This window comes from Pseudomonas sp. HP_08, assembly GCF_055284095.1.
Map to the genome: position 1 here is coordinate 461,490 of NZ_JBTOQC010000012.1, position 14,298 is coordinate 475,787.

Below are 14,298 nucleotides of genomic sequence, written 5' to 3' on the forward strand. Positions count from 1 at the left end.
AGCCAGCATGCGCCGGTTTTTTGCCCTGTTTCTACTGTTTAGCCTGAACACCGCCCACGCCGACCCGGACCTGTCGAAGGTCAAACTGGTCATCGGCGATCAGGTGCGCGGGTTGTGGCTGCTGTCACAACCTTCAGGCGCGATGAAAGACACGCCTTACACCCTTGAGTGGGCCAACTTCCTGACCCCGGCGCCGCTGTTCGAGGCGGTCAAATCCGGCGATGTCGACTTTTTGCCGGCGCTGGACAACCTGATCCTCGCCGCGGCGGTCAACGGCACGCCGCTTAAAGTGATCGCCACCGGCAGCGACCACTCCGAGCGCGGCACGGCGATTCTGGCTCGCGCCGCCAGCGACATTCATGAGGTCAAGGACCTCAAGGGCCGCGAGGTGATGGTTTCGACCATTCGCGGCGGCACCGCCGACAACCTGCTGACCGCCGCCCTCAAGGAAGCCGGCGTGGCGCAGGACAGCGTCAAGGTCGGCTATTTGCTGCGCAGCGATGCCTTCGCTGCGTTCAGCAACGGCCATGCCGACGTCTGGGTCACCGACGACCCGTACACCGCCCGCGCCCAGCAACTGGGCGCCCGCGTGTTGCGCACCGGTGAAGGCCTGAACAAGGGCCTGTCGTTCTATGCCGCGTCCGACAAGGCGCTGGCGGACCCGGCCAAACGCGCGGCCCTGGCTGACTTTGTGCAGCGCCTGCAACGCGCCGCACAATGGAACCAGGCGCACCTGGACACTTACGCGCCCTTCTACGCCAAACAGACCGGCCTGCCCGAAGACATTGCGCGCATTACCCTGGAACGGCGCGGCCTGCTGGTGTTCAAGGGCATTGACCCGGCAACCCGGAGCTACACCGGCACGCTGTCGGCCGAATACGCCCGGCGCGGCCTGTTCAAGCAGCCGGCCAGTGTCGAGCCGTTCTTCGACACCGGCGTCTTGCCGCCGCAGGAGCTGGTGCAATGATCGGCAATCAGCGCCAGGGCGCGCTGCGCCTGATCAACCTTGAAGAGCTCGAAGCGCTGGCCGCCGAGCTGCTGGACACGCCGAGCCTGGCCTACATTACCGGCGGCGCCGGTGCCGAGCAGACCCTGGCGGAAAACCGCGCCAGTTTCGAGCGGCGTTTCATCGCCCAGCGGGTACTGACCGGCAAGGTCGTCGAGCGCACCGATATCGAACTGCTCGGCAACCCGTTGGCCAGCCCCATTCTGGTGGCGCCCATGGGTGGCCAGGCAATCGTCCACCAACAGGCCGAAGCCGACACCGCGCGCGGCGCAGCCGCCGTCGGCACATTGATGACTGCCAGCACCGTGGCCAGCCTGAGCCTGGAAAGCATTGCTCAGGCCAGCAACGGGCCGAAGTGGTTCCAGCTGTACCTGACCCGCGATGAAGACCTCAACCGCGAGTTGATCGAACGCGCCGTGGCCGCCGGTTACAAAGGCATTGTGCTGACCGTCGATGTGCCGGTCGGCGGCTTGCGCGAACGCAGCCAGCGCCAGGACTTCAGCTACCCGGTGCATGCCCGTCCGGCCAATTTCGCCGGCCTTGCCACGCCGCCGGTCTTCGAGCCGCGCCTGGGCGCACACAGCCTGGCGTTCGTGCGCCAGCACTGCGACCTGCCGCTGATCGTCAAGGGCATCGCCACCGCCGACGATGCCCGGCTGGCCATCGAGCTGGGCGCCGACGCCTTGCAAGTCTCCAACCACGGCGGCCGCCAGCTCGATGCCACACCGGGTGCTTTCGCCGTGCTGCCCGGCATCGCCCGTGCGGTGGCCGGTCGGGTGCCCATCGTCTTCGATGGCGGTGTCCGTCGCGGCGTCGATGTCTTCAAGGCCCTGGCCAGCGGTGCCAACGCCGTGGCGCTGGGCCGGCCGATTCTCTACGGCCTGGCACTGGGCGGCTGGCAGGGCGTGGCTTCGGTGCTGGAGCACCTGCACGCCGAACTGCGCACCGTCATGCAACTGGCCGGCGCGGCGACCATCGAAGACATCCGCAACACGCAACTGGTGGATCACAACGGCGAGCCGCTGCCAGCCTGGCGGGAGCGGCTGCATTAAGGGCCGGGCTCAACCCTGGGTGCGGCCCGTGAAAAAGCCATCCAGCTCATCAAAACCGATGGCATTGGCGGAAAAGCCGAACGTGCCCGCGCCGCGAATTTCCCGTGCGGCCTGTACAAACGCACCAAACGCATAGCGGGCCAGCGAAGCCCCGACGCTGATGCGCTTGACGCCCGCCTCGGCAAGCTCATCGACACTGAAGGTCGCACCCGACAGCCCCATCACCACATTGACCGGTTTGCTCAGGGCCTGGCAAAGCGTGCGGATCATGCTCAGGTCATGCAGGCCAGGCGCATAAAGCACATCGGCGCCGGCCTGTTCGAAGGCCTGCAGGCGCACAATGGTTGCATCCAGATCCGGGCAGCCCCACAGAAAGTTTTCGCAGCGCGCGGTGAGGACAAAATCATTCGGCAAAGCGTCCCGCGCCTCTGCCGCTGCGGCAATGCGTTCGACGGCCAGGGAAAAATCATAAATGGGCTGCTGAGGATTGCCGGTGTAATCCTCCAGCGAGCCGCCAGCCAGCCCCAGGCTGGCGGCAATCGTGATGGTGTCGGCGGCACTTTGCGCACTGTCGCCCAGGCCTTTTTCCAGATCGGCCGACACCGGCAAGTCAGTCGCAGCCACAATGCTGCGACAGTGCTCAAGGGTCTGTTGCCAGGAAGCCTGGCCTTCGGCAAGCCCCAGCGAAAACGCCATGCCGGCGCTGGTGGTGGCCAAGGCCTCAAAGCCCATGGCGCCGAGAATTCGGGCGGTGCCGGCGTCCCAGGGATTGGGAATGACAAACGCACCGGGTTGTTCGTGCAGTTGGCGAAAGCGTGTGGCTTTGTGTTGCATAGAATTCCCCAAGGGTTGTTTGACGGGACATTGCTCACAGAAGCGCCTTGCGAGTCAATATTGACTCAACCGAGGCATCACAGCACCATTGCCCGGCTTTTCACCAACGCCCAGGAGGGTTGATGCACGCTGAGCAGGACTACAGAAAAGTTGGCCCTTCAGAGCTGGAAGAGGCTTCTCTGCCGGCATTGATTGCCGCGCACAAGCAGCCGCTATGGATCTCGGGCGTCGACTTCAGCGGTCAGGACTTTTCGCGGCTTGACCTGCAAGGTGTTCGCTTCGAGCGCTGCCTGTTTGCCGGAACCGACCTCACCGCCGCCGACCTTTCCAGCACCGACTGGCAAAGCTGCCGGGCGGCGCAAGCGGTGTTTCGCTCCGCCACCCTGGAGGAAGCGCGGTTTTGCAATTCAGACCTCAACAATACGCTCTGGCAACGCAGCAAGCTGGCTCATGCCACGTTTGAGGGCTGCAAACTGACCGGCGCCAATTTCGCCGACACCGCCACGCTGGGATTGAGCTTCAGCGATTGCGTGTTACGCAGTGCATGCCTGTCAGGCATGTCGTTCTATAAAACCGAACTGCGTAACCTCGATTTTGCCGACGCCGACCTGAGTTACTGCGATTTTCGCCATGCGGTGTTTGTCGACGGCGGCAGCCTGTCCATGGCCCGGGTCAACAATGCACGTTTCGACCAGGCCGACTTGAGAGAAGCCAGCCTGCACGGCCTACGCCTCACCGACGCCAAACTGTTCAAGGGCGCGACGATTTCCAGAAGCCAGGCCAGCATGCTGTTGGCAGGCCTGGGCCTTCAGGTGCTTTAAAGCAGCCACTCCTGTAGCAGTTCACAGGTTCGCTGCGGGTGCTCCAGCGGCGGCAGATGCCCGCATTCAGGGATCACCACCAGGCGTGATCCGGCAATGTGCCGATGCATGAACTGCGCCTCTTCCAGCGGCGTGATCTGATCGTCTTCGCCAACAATCACCAGTGTCGGCACACGAATCTGTTCCAGCAGCGATGAATAATCGGCGCGCCCGATGATTGCCTGTTGCTGGCTGATAAACCCTTCCCGACCGATGGTTTGCGCCATCGCGCGGACCAGATCGGCCGCCGGTGTACCGAGGCTGCGCCGATGCAGCAGCTTGGGCAGCAATTGTGGGGTAACGCCTTTGAAGGTGCCCATGTGCGCCAGCTCCAGCAGGCCGCGGCGTACACGGGCGCGGGCCGGGCTGTCGGGGCGAGCCATGGTGTCGACCAGGGCCAGGCGGTCGACCCGTTCAGGTGCCTGGCGCAGGATTTCCAGCGCGACATACCCGCCCATCGACAACGCCGCCAGGGCAAAGCGCTCAGGCGCTGCATCCAGCACCCGTGCGGCCATGCCGGCGATACTGGTGTCCTGGGTCAGGTCGGGAATATGGACCGGTCGGTCGCTACTCAGAATGGCCTGTTGTTGCGCCCACAGGCGCTCATCGTTGAGCAGGCCGGGAAGCATGATAAGAGGGAGTGTCACCGAAGATGTCCTGCGCGAAGGCTACGAATGCCGCGCATTGTAAAACCAAAAGGCCCTTGATCGCTCAAGGGCCTTGGGTGTGTCAGGGGCTTAAAGCGGTGGCGGTATGGTCGCCAGGGCCCCGATCAATATAGTCACCGCCAAAAAACCAAGCATGAAAAGCGCCATCTTGCCCATCAGGTTGCCCCCGTTGCACATCAGTGATCATGGGACAAATGATGAGCCTCGGGCTGATCCGGTTACAGAGGCAGAAATAGAAATAAAAACCATATCAGATCAGCGTTGTGCCGCTTCTGCATCCAGCTCCTGATGATCAAGGTAGCGATTGCCGATCCGCGCATGCGGACGCCCGCCGTCGGCTGCGCCCAGCACCACAACGATCTCGTCGCGACGCGGGGCGTCATCGATGCGCAGCTCCAGCGTGAGGTAGTGCGAGCGCATCCCTTCGTCGTCCTTGTGCATCATCGGCACCTGAATCGAGGTGCCCGCACCGCCGCGTTTGTTGGTGAACACCAGGTAACTCTTGGCATCCACCGCCTCGCGAAAGTGATTACCGAAACGCAGCGTGTGAATCACCGCCGATGCATGCTCAATCTCGCCCTCTTCGCCCACCACTGCCGCCTTGCCATAGGCCTGGATACGCCCAGCCCCGCCGATGGCCTCGCTGAGCTGCTCGACAATCAACTGGCCCAATGCAGAGCAGTGTTCGCGGATTTCCGGCTTGAGATCATCGACAAAGCCACGGCCATGCCAAGGATTGGTGATGATCGCAGCGACCGCCACCATATTCAGCGGCGTTTGGGCAGCTTTGCCGCCCTCGATCAGAATCTGCTCCTTATACGTCACGATTTTTCGAATCTGAAAGGCCATGTTTCCTCCGGTTTTTGAATGCCGTATTACGGTATGCCAATAGTCTGGAGCGTGATCAACGTGGCAGACAGGTTCAGATCCGATGAATTTATGCAGATCAGGGCAAAGGTTTTTGCGTCATCTGATATGCAAATAAATCTCGAAAATGCTTCTGGTGTTGTTTTTTTACCCCGTGCATGCTGGCCCACTCGACCCGCAGACCGTACCCGCCCTTATGAAACGCTACGAACAGCTTGCCGAAGATATCGCCGAGATGATCCGCACCCGGACCCTCAAGGGTGGCGAAAAGCTGCCCTCGGTGCGGGTCGCCAGCCAGCGCTTTGCGGTCAGCCCCTCGACCGTGTTCCAGGCCTATTACCGGCTGGAGGATCGCGGCCTGATCCAGGCGCGGGAACGCTCCGGTTATTACGTGCGCGAGCACGCCAGCAAAACCCTCAGCGAACCGGCGATCCACGCCAACCCTGGCACCGGCACCGATGTGGATGTCAGCGAACTGGTGTTCTCGGTGCTGGCCAGCCTGCAGGACGCGCACACCGAGCCGTTCGGCTCGGCCTTCCCCAGCCCTGATCTGTTTCCGCTGCAACGCCTGGCCCGCTCCATGGCACAGAGCGTGCGCAGCCTGTCGCCGCATGCAGTGATCGCCGACATGACCACCGGCAATCAGGAACTGCGCCGGCAAATCGCCCTGCGCTACCTCAATAGCGGCGTACACCCGGCCCGGGAAGAACTGGTGATCACCAACGGTGCGATGGAAGCCCTGAGCCTGTGCCTGCAGACCGTCACCCAGCCCGGCGACCTGGTGGCCATCGAGGCGCCAGGCTTTTATGCCTGCCTGCAAATGCTCGAACGGCTCAAGCTCAAGGCGGTGGAAATCCCGGTGCACCCACGCGAAGGTGTGGACCTCGACAGCCTGGCCGATAGCCTCAAGCGCCTGCCGATCAAGGCCTGCTGGTTCATGAGCAGCCTGCAGAACCCGCTGGGCGCGAGCATGCCCGATGCCAACAAGCAGGCGCTCTATGACCTGCTCAAAACCCATGACCTGCCGCTGATCGAAGACGATGTCTACGCCGAGCTGTACTACGGCGCCCGTGCGCCGCGTCCGGTCAAGAGCCTGGACACTGAAGGCCTGGTGATGCACTGCGGCTCGTTCTCCAAGTCGCTGGCGCCCGGTTACCGGGTCGGCTGGGTCGCCGGTGGACGCTACGCGCAAGCCATCAGCCGACTGAAACTGATGACCAGCATCTCGCCCTCGGTGCCGGCCCAGGCGGCCATTGCCGACTACCTGCAACACGGCGGCTTCGACCGCCACCTGCGCAAATTGCGCCACACCCTGGAAATGCAACAGGGCGCGATGCTCGCCTCCGCCGCCCGCCACTTCCCCGACGAAACCCGCGTTACCCGCCCCGGCGGCGGCTACTTTCTCTGGTTCGAATTCCCCGAACGGGTCGATTCCCTGAAGCTGTACCAGATCGCTTTGGCGCAGGGCATCAGCATCGCCCCGGGCCCGATGTTCTCGGCCACACGCGGCTTTACCCATTGCGCCCGGCTGAACAGCGGCTATCCGTGGACATCGCAGAGTGAAGCGTCGATGGGGGTGTTGGGGCGGATCTTGAGCACCTTCTGAAACCGGGAGCCGCGAACGCCTGGCGATTACGCCGTCATAAACGCCTCACGCAATTGCTCGATAACACACGCCACAGAAGGCCCTTCTACAGCCGGTGGCGTGGGGTTTTCACAAAACTCGCGCCAGATGTACAGGGTCAACTCGGCACCATCGGTCCTGGAATGGGCGTTCTCGCTATAGGCAAACTGCTGCAAGGTTCGATAGCGATCATCTTTCCAGAATAGCGCCTCGACCCAGGCATACACCGGGATGAAATGGAAGTGGATCGGATAACCCGGATCATGCCCATAGCGGCCGATATACAGGTGCCTGGTTTCAAGCACTGTTTGCATGACCTGTTGCACCCTGGCCTGAAGCAGGCCGAGTTCGACCAGTGCATCTGGCGGCAAATCGGCTAACGAGCCGGTTTGCATGTTCGAGCCCAGCATCAGATAGCCTGGCAACGCAGACGCCATATGGTGATTGATCGTCCAGTGCGCGGACCTGTAAATAACAAACGGCTCGGGGATGTGCATAAACGAGGGCCGGCAACGATTGAGCCGGCAGAGTATCAATCAATCCAGCAACGCCACCAGATGCGCGTCAAGCCTTGCGTCCTGCACGTCTACGATGGCCACCGTCACCGGTAACTTGAAGCGCCGAGGCCCTGCGCTGCCGGGGTTGAGGTACAGCCGCTCGCCACGCCATTCAATCCGTGGCTTGTGCGAATGCCCGGTGATCACCAGCCTGATAGACGTGTCGAGATCAGCCGGAACATCGGCGATGTCATGCACCAGCAGCACTTTCGAGCCACTCAACTCAAACGTCAGGCGGTCGGGCAACTCAGCCGCCCAGTCAGCCTTGAGGTCGTTATTACCGCGCACAACATGCAATGGTGCTATCTGCGCCAGTTGCTCAAGAATTCCGGCCTTGCCGATATCGCCGGCATGAATAATCTGCTCGCAGCCCTGTAGCGCTGCCAGCGCCTCAGGGCGCAACAGGCCATGGGTATCGGAAATCACACCAACTTTCATCCAGGCTCCTTTGAAGTCGGACTACTCGGGCTTGGCAAAGCCGCACTTGAATAACATTTCCACATGATCGGGCCAGCCAAAACCGATGTCGTTGAGCTTGCGCACGGCGGTTCTCAGAAAGCGCGGGCCGTCGACATCATCGCCGCAGAACCAGACCACCTGCACGGTCTTGTTGACTTCACCGCTCTGATCGAAGCCCACGCTGTAATTGACATCGACGTTCTGGCCGAATTCGGCCCGCAGGCTGTTGATCAGTTCTTCGCGCTGTTCAGGCGCCGGAATAAAAGCCTGGGACTGCTGGTAGCCACGGTACAGCTTGCCGGGGACGGACCAGTCGAAAATCATGGCAAAGGTCACTGTCGAGACCGCAACCAGAAGAATCAACAGCAAGCGCGTCCTGCCGTTCATGAAGAGATATTCCTAAAAAACGTCCAAGCCGGTCGTTTTTGAACCGGATTACAAACCCACGCCGGATTAAATATCACGAATCTTCTACGAAAATTACTTTATTAGTAAAAAATTCTGCCCATTTTTCCTGGATAACCATCGGAAAAGTGCTAAGCCAAACAATTGAAAATGGCGACCAGACTCAATGCACGTCATGCATTGATGCAGATGGGAACCGCGTCACATAAAAGTTCAAAAAATTCTGGCAAAAAAATCATTTTGCCACTATAGGTATTCTTTCAGGGATTTATGCACAGTTGAAAATAGCTTCATACGTCTAGCCGAATTCACGACTTGCGTTGTATGACCCGTCCATGGCTCTCACAATACTCACGAGCGCTAACTGTATGCATATCCATTTAAAAACCTTCATTGCCCTGTGTACGTCAGTCATCCTCAGTGGCTGCACTATGATTAACGTATATAGCGGAGATGTAAAAATCGATCACTACTTGGGGATTCCTGTCTATCGTATTGGCAACGTCAAATCTGACACAACGACCCACATAAAAGTTCGTGGAATTGGGGTGGTACCCGGACCGACAGGTGTTTCATTTGGGTACATCGACGAAACTTATCTTGCCATCTCTGAAGATCGATGCGTGGCTATTTTCATAAATCCATCAGAGGAAGCTATTACAGCCTTGCGAAAGACCGCAATAGATCTTTCGCGCCTGTGTACCTACCCGTAAAAAAGGAGTACCACATGTACAGATCCCCTTTTGTTGCCTGCCTCTTGCTTTCAGGCTGTGCGCCATTACAGCAAGCTCCACTGGTGTACACCTCGAAACAGGTTTTCGGAGTTGACTTCTCAACACCATCCAGTGAGTCACCCAGCGTGACCTTTAATGTAGGATTTAAAAATCTGGACGCGGCGTATATTCCGATAGCCGTCTCAAAAAAATCCGAGGACAGCACAAATATCCCTGTCACAGAAATATTTGCATCACACGGTCAAGGCGGGACTAAAAACTCACAGTCTGTGGGAGAGTCATCAGGGCCAGTTTCTGTATCCACGTCTGCTTCTGACAAGGCGCAGGCAACAGAAAATCTTTCAAAAGCAACCCAGGCTGAAGAGAGAGCGGCTGAGGATCTCAACAATTTTAAGGAAGTGCTTGAGGCATACAACAACTATGCGAACTCAAAAACTAAGCCGCTCACCACTGTACAGTCTCTGGCATCAACGCTTCGAAAGACACTCATAACGTCTGACGCTTCTATTGACGCCTTGCAAAAACTAGAAAAAGCCAAGCCGCTTAACCCTTCAGATGTCGCACCAGCCAAAGAAAAGCTGAAAAGCAACTTAGAAACAGCCGAGCTTACCAAAGTTCAAGCGCGCCAAGATTATGAGCGCATCTTCGACGACTTAAAGAGAGATTCTTTATCGGTATTTGGCACATTCGACGGCAGATTTGGAAACTCTAATGGGACTGACCTTTCCAACAAACTAGGCAAAGTCTTTTCAACCGGCGTTGCGGCGCAAAATTTGAGCGCAGGATTTCAGACTTCTGCACTGCTGGAGAAATGCTCGGATTTATTTAAAGCGTCAGAAAACCCCACACAAAAACAGCAGATTCTTGACTTGTGCACTTTGCTTTCCCGTCCTAGAAAATAATCAGTCAGCACTACATAGTTTTTTGCTAACGTGCAAGTGAGTAAAGCTCGCGCGGTCTTTTGAATACCCTCATCAACCGCGCTATCTTCTTGGCCCTTCGCAATCTCAGTAATAGAAATTCGTTCATCCAGCAGGTTTTGAAAAGCTGGCTTACCGTATGGCTGGCAGGCCTTGCGTTTATCGCGCAGGATCAATGGGTCAAGGTTATTGCGCTGAAAAAGTTAGCCAGCGAAAACTTCAGGTCAGCAGTGAGCATGCCTGGCTGGACATTGCCTTGAGCCTTAATCCCGGCGCCTTTCTGAGCCTGAGCGCGCAGTTGCCGCCGCTGGTCAAGCAGTCGATCTTCGTCGGCGGTGTGGGGATTGTGGTCGGCTGGGCGATCTGGTGGGCGTTGTCGCGCTGGAATGTCGCTACCGCAAAAGCTGCAGCGGTTTACCTGATCGCGCTGGGCGGCGCCTCGAACCTGATCGACCGGGTCTACCGTGAGGGCCATGTGGTCGATTATCTGGTACTGAATCTCGGTACGCTGCACACCGGCGTGTTCAATATTGCCGACATTGCCATCACCGGCGGCGCGCTGTTTCTGCTATTTGAAGGCATGTTCAAGCCGCGCAAGGTTTGATTGCCGACCTTACCCCGTTGCGCAATCAACGCTCAGCTGATGACTCACCCGATTGCGCCCCTGCTTCTTGGCGTCATACAGAAAGCTGTCGGCCTTGGCCAGCAGGTCTGCGGGCGTGGCGCTGTCCAGCGGCTGGGTGCTGACCACGCCGGCGCTGATGGTCACGGTCCCGAACGGGCTGCCGGCATGTTCCAGGCGCTCGGCGGCAATGGCCGCGCGGATGCGTTCGGCCACACGGGTGGCGTCGTCTTGGTCGGTGCCGGGCAGCAGAATCACGAACTCTTCCCCGCCATAGCGAGCAGCCAGATAGCCCTGGCGCTGGAGGCCGGGCAGCGTCAGGTTGTCACGAATCAGACAGGCCACCCGCTTGAGGCACTCGTCGCCCTGCAAATGGCCATAGCGATCGTTGTACTGCTTGAACCAGTCGATATCCAGCAGGATGATCCCCAACGCGTCGTGACGCAGCCGGCTGCCCGCCCATTCGTTGGCCAGTGCGGTGTCGAAACGCCGACGGTTGGCGATGCCGGTCAGGCCGTCGGTGTGGGCAATCTGCTCCAGTTCGTGGTGCGCCGCGCGGAGTTTGCCCTGCGCCGTCAGCAATTGCTGAATCTGCCGCCAGATCAGATAACCCAGCACCAGCAGCGCGGCGATCATTAACCCGCTGATCAGGAAAGAGCGCACCACATAGCCCCACCACGGTGCATACACCGACTCCGACGAGAGCCCGGCGGCGATCACCAGCGGCAGCCCGTTGACGCTGCGGTAGGCATAAAGCCGTTCGATGTGATCGACCACCGAGGTCACAACCACGATGCCATTCGGTTGCAAGGGCAGGTACTTGCTGAAAATTTCGCCTTTGGAAATGTTGGTGGTCATCAGCCCGTCGATGGTGGGCCGGCGCGCCAGCAATTCACCGTTGTAGCGGGCAATGAAGATCACGCCTTTGGCATCGACGTTCAAACGCTCGAAAAAGCTCTGGAAATAAGTCACCGGCACCGTGGCTAGCACCACGCCGGCAAAGCGTCCATCGGCTGTTTCAAGGCGACGACTGATAGGGATGATCTGCTCGCCGGTGGTACGACTCACGACAATCGCGCCGACATTGACCCGCATCGAAGGGTTGTCGCGATGAAAAATGAAGTAATCGCGGTCGCCGTTGTTCTTGCTGCTGGGGTCGGTACTGAAGGAATTGGCCACCCAGTTACCGTTGGCGTCATAGATAAACAGGCCTTGCAGGCCTGCGACATCCAGCACATTGCGCGCCATGACGCGGGACAGGCGCAGCCGCTGTTCAGGTCCGACGCCATCGAACTCGATGCGCTCGGCGATATTCTTGAGGGTATTGTCGGCCTGGTGCACGGTGTCGATGGCGTGTTGCTCGACGGCACGGGCGATGTTGAACACCGCATCGTGGGCGCTGGCCAGCCGCTCGTTGGCCGATTGCCTGATCTGCCAGGCCGTGGCCAGGATCAGCGAAATGCACACCAGGCAAATGAAGAAGACCAGCCAGATCGACAAGGTCTTGTGTGACAGTCGTTCCGGTTCGACTGGAATACGCTTCAAATGGAACCTCGTTATTATTCTGACACTCTGTTTGCGGCATGCAGATTCCATACCTTCACGTGCATCTGTCGCATCGACCCGCATTTTAGCGTTCCATGGCTTTCACCGAGGTAATACCTGATGAACCCTTTCCGCCTGTTCAGCAAAGCGGCTGCGTCTACGGCTGGCACCCTCAGTCTGGTGTGCAGCGCCAGCGAGCTGCCGTCCAGGCTGCAAGCCATACGGCTGGAACCTGTATTTATCACCGGCTTTGTATCGCCGCACCTGGACCTGGATCAGCTCGCCCGCAGCCTGGCCCAGCGCTTTCCCGGTTGCACGCTGAGCCTGTGCACCACTTCAGGGGAACTCTGCGCGCCCGAGGGCCCATTGTATTGCGCCACGGGCGAGCGTTGGGACCGGGTGGTGTTGCAGTTGTTCGATCGCACGGTGATCGCCAGCGCAGAAATCGCCATGGTTTCGCTTGAATGCACCGACATCCGCAGCGGTGGCAGGCGCCTGCCGATGCGCGAACGCATTGGCAAACTGGTGCAGAACCTCAAGTCGACACAGGTGCGCACCCCGATCGATCCGCGTGACACGCTGGCCTATGTCCTGTTTGACGGTCTGTCGGCGTCAGAGTCGTTCTTCATGGAAGCGCTTTACGAATCGGGGCGCTTTCCGTGCCTGTTTGTCGGCGGTTCGGCAGGCGGCAAGGGCGATTTCAAGCAAACCCTGATCCACGATGGCAAGCGCAGCTATGAGAACCACGCCCAGATCGTGCTGCTCAAGTGCCCGCCCGGCATTCGTTTCGGCGTGTTCAAAAGCCAGAACTTCGAGCCTTCGTCGCACACGTTCAGCGTGCTGACCGCGTCGCTGGAAGACCGCACCATCCATCAGGTCATCGACGCCAAAGGCAATATCAAGACCATGGTCCAGGCCCTGGCCGAGACGTTCAAATGCGCCCCGCAGGAGCTGGAAAGACACCTGGCCGACTATTCGTTTGCCATTCGGGTCGGCCAGGAGCTGTTCGTGCGCTCGATCGCCCGCATCGATTACGCACGCGGCATGATCCACCTGTTCTGTGACGTGGCACCGGGTGAAGAACTGATCATGGTCAAGCGCACCCCGATCCGCGAAGCCACGCGCAAGGACTATGAACGCTTCCTGCACAACAAGGGCGGTCAGCCCATCGCCGGCCTCCTCAACGACTGCATCCTGCGCCGCCTGAACAACGGCAAGGACCTGGGCAGCATGACTGGCCTGTTCGGCCAGGTCCCGCTGATCGGCTTTTCCACCTTCGGTGAGATCCTCGGCCTGAACCTCAACCAGACATTGACCGCGATCTTCTTTTTTCGCGTCCGTCAGGGGCAGACCTTCGAGGATGACTATGTCGACCGCTTTCCGATCCACTACGGCGAGTTCAAGGCGTTTTTCCTGCGCCGCCAGATCAAGAAACTGGTGGGCCTCAACCATGTGGTGGTCAAGCAGATCGAGGCTTTCAAGCACAACGACTTCGAAAGCAGCCTGGATGTCAGCGGTCTGGATGAGAACCTGCAACCGGTGTTCAACGGCCTGACCGACCTGGGCGCAGCACTGCACCAGGCCAACCGCCAGCAAGAGCAGATCGATGAACAGTTGAAGCACCATGCCCAACAGCTGTACCTGTCGATGGACGAGCTGTCCGGCACCATCGACCGGCAGAAAGAGGTAGCAAGCCAGGCGCACTCGACCTTTGACGCGCTGTCGACCCAGGCCGAAGAGGTCGTAGGCGGCGCCCGGGAACTGGCCGAATCGAGCCTGAAGATCCAGTCGATTGTGGAGGTCATCCAGCAGATTGCCGGGCAGACCAACCTGCTGGCGCTCAATGCCGCCATTGAAGCGGCACGCGCCGGCGAAATGGGCCGCGGCTTTGCCGTGGTCGCCGATGAGGTGCGCAAACTGGCCGAAATCACCCGCAAGAATGCCGGCGAGATCGGCGTGGACATCAACCGGTTGTCATCGGAAATCCAGAAAGTCGCCGTGCAGATCGAGGATCAGTCCGGCGCGGTCGGTACCCTCAAGGGCCTGTTCGAAGCCTTGCAGGACTCCAGCCAGATGACCGAAGGCACCTCGCAGCGCACCAAGACCATTGCCGATACGCTGAACGGCCTGACCCGGCAATAGGGC

At 59.4% G+C, this 14,298-nt stretch carries 15 protein-coding genes; 8 read left to right on the top strand and 7 right to left on the bottom strand.

Annotated elements, in window-relative coordinates:
* Nucleotides 1-7 precede the first annotated feature (7 nt).
* Together ACYAS9_RS13650 and ACYAS9_RS13655 are read left to right on the top strand one after the other, a co-directional pair.
* Nucleotides 8-967: an ABC transporter substrate-binding protein gene (locus tag ACYAS9_RS13650; RefSeq protein ID WP_463568821.1), complete on the top strand. Its 960-nt coding sequence runs from the start codon at nt 8-10 to the stop codon at nt 965-967.
* Nucleotides 964-2,058 carry an alpha-hydroxy acid oxidase gene (locus ACYAS9_RS13655; RefSeq protein WP_463568822.1) on the top strand — a complete coding sequence of 365 codons (1,095 nt, stop codon included), beginning with the start codon at nt 964-966 and terminating at the stop codon, nt 2,056-2,058. The genes ACYAS9_RS13650 and ACYAS9_RS13655 overlap by 4 nt, the downstream gene beginning before the upstream one ends.
* A gap of 9 nt (nt 2,059-2,067) precedes the next feature.
* Here ACYAS9_RS13655 and ACYAS9_RS13660 read toward each other — a convergent pair whose 3' ends face one another.
* A complete protein-coding gene (locus ACYAS9_RS13660; protein ID WP_463568823.1) occupies nt 2,068-2,892 on the bottom strand; it encodes an isocitrate lyase/PEP mutase family protein in 825 nt (274 codons plus the stop codon).
* 122 nt (nt 2,893-3,014) lie between these two features.
* Between ACYAS9_RS13660 and ACYAS9_RS13665 the strand changes: the two genes are divergently transcribed.
* On the top strand, nt 3,015-3,713 hold the full coding sequence (locus ACYAS9_RS13665) for a pentapeptide repeat-containing protein (protein ID WP_463568824.1): 699 nt from the start codon (nt 3,015-3,017) through the stop codon (nt 3,711-3,713).
* On the opposite strand, the gene ACYAS9_RS13670 is transcribed toward ACYAS9_RS13665, so the two are convergent.
* Both ACYAS9_RS13670 and ACYAS9_RS13675 read right to left on the bottom strand, forming a co-directional pair.
* Nucleotides 3,710-4,399 carry an alpha/beta fold hydrolase gene (locus tag ACYAS9_RS13670; protein ID WP_463568825.1) on the bottom strand — a complete coding sequence of 230 codons (690 nt, stop codon included), beginning with the start codon at nt 4,397-4,399 and terminating at the stop codon, nt 3,710-3,712. The genes ACYAS9_RS13665 and ACYAS9_RS13670 overlap by 4 nt on opposite strands.
* Nucleotides 4,400-4,675: 276 nt before the next feature.
* Entirely contained in the window at nt 4,676-5,269 is a 594-nt protein-coding gene (locus ACYAS9_RS13675) for an amino acid synthesis family protein (protein WP_463568826.1), read from the bottom strand.
* A 214-nt stretch (nt 5,270-5,483) separates the two neighbouring features.
* On the opposite strand from ACYAS9_RS13675, the gene mapR reads away from it, so the two are divergent.
* Complete coding sequence (mapR, locus tag ACYAS9_RS13680; protein ID WP_463568827.1) at nt 5,484-6,893, top strand: GntR family transcriptional regulator MpaR; 1,410 nt, start codon at nt 5,484-5,486, stop codon at nt 6,891-6,893.
* A 26-nt stretch (nt 6,894-6,919) separates the two neighbouring features.
* Here mapR and ACYAS9_RS13685 read toward each other — a convergent pair whose 3' ends face one another.
* From ACYAS9_RS13685 to ACYAS9_RS13695, 3 genes are read right to left on the bottom strand one after another with little or no spacing between them, the layout of a single operon-like run.
* Nucleotides 6,920-7,408, bottom strand: coding sequence for an HIT family protein (locus ACYAS9_RS13685; protein WP_463568828.1), 489 nt, complete (start codon nt 7,406-7,408; stop codon nt 6,920-6,922).
* A gap of 39 nt (nt 7,409-7,447) precedes the next feature.
* Entirely contained in the window at nt 7,448-7,906 is a 459-nt protein-coding gene (locus ACYAS9_RS13690; protein ID WP_463568829.1) for a metallophosphoesterase family protein, read from the bottom strand.
* 21 nt (nt 7,907-7,927) lie between these two features.
* Nucleotides 7,928-8,314: a hypothetical protein gene (locus ACYAS9_RS13695; RefSeq protein ID WP_463568830.1), complete on the bottom strand. Its 387-nt coding sequence runs from the start codon at nt 8,312-8,314 to the stop codon at nt 7,928-7,930.
* Between the two features lie 745 nt (nt 8,315-9,059).
* On the opposite strand from ACYAS9_RS13695, the gene ACYAS9_RS13700 reads away from it, so the two are divergent.
* Genes ACYAS9_RS13700 through ACYAS9_RS13710 form a run of 3 tightly spaced genes read left to right on the top strand, consistent with a single transcriptional unit; the run spans nt 9,060 to nt 10,590 of the window.
* Complete coding sequence (locus ACYAS9_RS13700) at nt 9,060-9,968, top strand: BAR domain-containing protein (protein WP_463568831.1); 909 nt, start codon at nt 9,060-9,062, stop codon at nt 9,966-9,968.
* A gap of 59 nt (nt 9,969-10,027) precedes the next feature.
* A complete protein-coding gene (locus ACYAS9_RS13705) occupies nt 10,028-10,246 on the top strand; it encodes a hypothetical protein (RefSeq protein WP_463568832.1) in 219 nt (72 codons plus the stop codon).
* On the top strand, nt 10,243-10,590 hold the full coding sequence (locus ACYAS9_RS13710) for a signal peptidase II (RefSeq protein ID WP_463568833.1): 348 nt from the start codon (nt 10,243-10,245) through the stop codon (nt 10,588-10,590). The genes ACYAS9_RS13705 and ACYAS9_RS13710 overlap by 4 nt, the downstream gene beginning before the upstream one ends.
* Nucleotides 10,591-10,599: 9 nt before the next feature.
* On the opposite strand, the gene ACYAS9_RS13715 is transcribed toward ACYAS9_RS13710, so the two are convergent.
* Nucleotides 10,600-12,153, bottom strand: a complete 1,554-nt coding sequence (locus ACYAS9_RS13715; RefSeq protein ID WP_463568834.1) for a sensor domain-containing diguanylate cyclase — start codon at nt 12,151-12,153, stop codon at nt 10,600-10,602.
* Between the two features lie 120 nt (nt 12,154-12,273).
* Here ACYAS9_RS13715 and ACYAS9_RS13720 point away from each other — a divergent pair, with 120 nt between their 5' ends.
* Nucleotides 12,274-14,295: a methyl-accepting chemotaxis protein gene (locus ACYAS9_RS13720; RefSeq protein ID WP_463568835.1), complete on the top strand. Its 2,022-nt coding sequence runs from the start codon at nt 12,274-12,276 to the stop codon at nt 14,293-14,295.
* Nucleotides 14,296-14,298 lie beyond the last annotated feature (3 nt).

Coding starts and splice junctions, on each gene's coding strand:
- ACYAS9_RS13650 (WP_463568821.1), top strand. CDS start 8: ATGCGCCGGTTTTTTGCCCTGTTTCTACTGTTTAGCCTGAACACCGCC.
- ACYAS9_RS13655 (WP_463568822.1), top strand. CDS start 964: ATGATCGGCAATCAGCGCCAGGGCGCGCTGCGCCTGATCAACCTTGAA.
- ACYAS9_RS13660 (WP_463568823.1), bottom strand. CDS start 2,892: ATGCAACACAAAGCCACACGCTTTCGCCAACTGCACGAACAACCCGGT.
- ACYAS9_RS13665 (WP_463568824.1), top strand. CDS start 3,015: ATGCACGCTGAGCAGGACTACAGAAAAGTTGGCCCTTCAGAGCTGGAA.
- ACYAS9_RS13675 (WP_463568826.1), bottom strand. CDS start 5,269: ATGGCCTTTCAGATTCGAAAAATCGTGACGTATAAGGAGCAGATTCTG.
- mapR (WP_463568827.1), top strand. CDS start 5,484: ATGAAACGCTACGAACAGCTTGCCGAAGATATCGCCGAGATGATCCGC.
- ACYAS9_RS13685 (WP_463568828.1), bottom strand. CDS start 7,408: ATGCACATCCCCGAGCCGTTTGTTATTTACAGGTCCGCGCACTGGACG.
- ACYAS9_RS13690 (WP_463568829.1), bottom strand. CDS start 7,906: ATGAAAGTTGGTGTGATTTCCGATACCCATGGCCTGTTGCGCCCTGAG.
- ACYAS9_RS13695 (WP_463568830.1), bottom strand. CDS start 8,314: ATGAACGGCAGGACGCGCTTGCTGTTGATTCTTCTGGTTGCGGTCTCG.
- ACYAS9_RS13700 (WP_463568831.1), top strand. CDS start 9,060: ATGTACAGATCCCCTTTTGTTGCCTGCCTCTTGCTTTCAGGCTGTGCG.
- ACYAS9_RS13720 (WP_463568835.1), top strand. CDS start 12,274: ATGAACCCTTTCCGCCTGTTCAGCAAAGCGGCTGCGTCTACGGCTGGC.